Genomic DNA, 1,829 nt, shown 5'->3' with positions numbered 1-1,829 from the left:
GTCGGCTACGACACGATCGACGTCCCCGCGCTGACGCGTGCCGGGGTTCGGCTGACGAACACGCCTGATGTGCTGACCGATGACGTGGCCGATACGGCGCTGATGTTGCTGCTGGCGGCGCGGCGGCGGCTGGTGGCGGGCGATGCCCATGTGCGCAGCGGCGAGTGGGGGCGCTCCGGGCCGCTGCCGCTGACGCGCAGCACGGCGGGCAAGCATGTCGGCATCGTCGGGCTGGGGCGGATCGGCAGTGCGATTGCGCGCCGCTGCGAGGCGCTTGGGCTGGTGGTCGGCTATTTCGGGCGCAGCGAGAAGCCGGGGATCGGCTATCGCTATTTCGCCGATGTGGTCGCGCTGGCGGAGTGGTCCGACATCCTGATCGCCGCGACCTCGGGCGGGGCAGGGACGCGGGCCATCGTGTCGGCGGCGGCGCTGGAGGCTTTGGGGCCAGAGGGCAGCTTCATCAACATCGCCCGCGGCTCGGTGGTGGATGAACCGGCGCTGATCGCGGCGCTGAGGGACGGGCGGCTGGGAACGGCCGGGCTCGACGTGTTCGAGAACGAGCCGTTCCCGGATACCGCGTTCCGCGATCTGGACAATGTCGTGCTGTATCCTCACCACGCCAGCGGCACCGAGGAGACGCGGGACAAGATGGCGCAGCTGGTGGTGGACAATCTGGCGGCGCATTTTGCCGGGCGTGCGCTGCTGACGCCAGTGAACTGAGGCGGTGAACTGAGGCGGTGAACTGAGGCTAGAGGCGCGGCCGCAACGCCGCGCCCGGCTCAGGCGAAGTAGCCCGGATATTCCCGCCGCAGGTCTTCGACGCGCGAGACGGTACGGCTCAGGTGGTCGCGGATCGCGGCGATGGCGGCCCCCTGGTCCTGCGCCGCGATGGCGTCGATGATGGCGCGGTGGCCTTCGAGAATGGTCAGGATCTTGCCCGCCTCGGGCAGATGCAGCCGCCGCACCCGTTCGAGATGCCCCGAGCGCTCGCGCACCAGCTGGTGCAGGCCGGTGCGGCCGAGCCCGGCGAAGAGGGTCTGGTGGAACAGCTCGTCCAGCTCCTGGAAGATCGCCAGCTGGCCGGGGTCGTCCGCCACCGCCTCTTGCATGCGGATGATCGAGCGGGCGCGGGTGATGGTCGAGGCCTCGCAGCCCTCGGCCAGGCGGCGCACCACCTCGGTTTCCAGCGCCACGCGCAGGAAATGCGCCTCGTAGATCTGCGGCACGTCGATGCGGGTGACGACGGTCTTGGACTGCGGATAGATCCTGACCAGCCCGTCCTGCTTGAGCCGCTGCATCGCCTCGCGGATCGGGGTCTGGCTGACATCGTAGGTGCCGGTCAGGTCGGTGCGCGACAGGGTGGCATCGGGCGGCAGCTCCAGGGTGATGATGCGCTGGCGCAGGCTGTCATAGACGCGCTGCACGGTGCCGCCGCCCTGCAGCGCATGGCCGGTATCGGCCAGACCGAATGTGGCGGCGAGCGAGCTGTTCATGGCGGTTTCCTCTTTTTGCGGACCCTAGGTCGGCGGCCCTGGCGACACAATATGACAAATATGGCAGTTGATATACCTGATACACTGAAATATTAGTATCAATGTGGAAGCGGCCGCGCCGATTCCGCAGCAGACTTGCCGGGAGGGCCGCATGACCATCAGGAAAACCTATGCAGACCTGCGCTCTGCCCGCTGGATGGCGCCCGATGACCTGCGCTCGTTCGGGCACCGGTCGCGGACCATGCAGATGGGCTATGGGCCGGAAGACTGGGAAGGCAAGCCGATCATCGCGGTGATCAACACCTGGTCCGAGGCGCAGCCCTGCCACATGCACTT

At 67.9% G+C, this 1,829-nt stretch carries 2 protein-coding genes and 1 pseudogene; 2 read left to right on the top strand and 1 reads right to left on the bottom strand.

Annotation, left to right across the window (positions count from 1 at the left end; all coding sequences use genetic code 11):
* Nucleotides 1–720 (top strand): 2-hydroxyacid dehydrogenase (locus GVY41_RS20030; RefSeq protein ID WP_161348727.1); only part of this gene is annotated, 720 nt, incomplete at its 5' end.
* A 59-nt stretch (nt 721–779) separates the two neighbouring features.
* On the opposite strand, the gene GVY41_RS20025 is transcribed toward GVY41_RS20030, so the two are convergent.
* Nucleotides 780–1,493 carry a GntR family transcriptional regulator gene (locus GVY41_RS20025; protein WP_161348726.1) on the bottom strand — a complete coding sequence of 238 codons (714 nt, stop codon included), beginning with the start codon at nt 1,491–1,493 and terminating at the stop codon, nt 780–782.
* Nucleotides 1,494–1,644: 151 nt separating this feature from the next.
* Here GVY41_RS20025 and GVY41_RS20020 point away from each other — a divergent pair.
* Nucleotides 1,645–1,829: pseudogene (locus tag GVY41_RS20020) on the top strand (dihydroxy-acid dehydratase); the annotation flags it as partial.

The sequence above is a fragment of the Frigidibacter albus genome, from assembly GCF_009908165.1.
GTDB classification, from domain to species: domain Bacteria; phylum Pseudomonadota; class Alphaproteobacteria; order Rhodobacterales; family Rhodobacteraceae; genus Frigidibacter; species Frigidibacter albus.
This window is presented reverse-complemented; position numbering and strand designations above follow the sequence as displayed.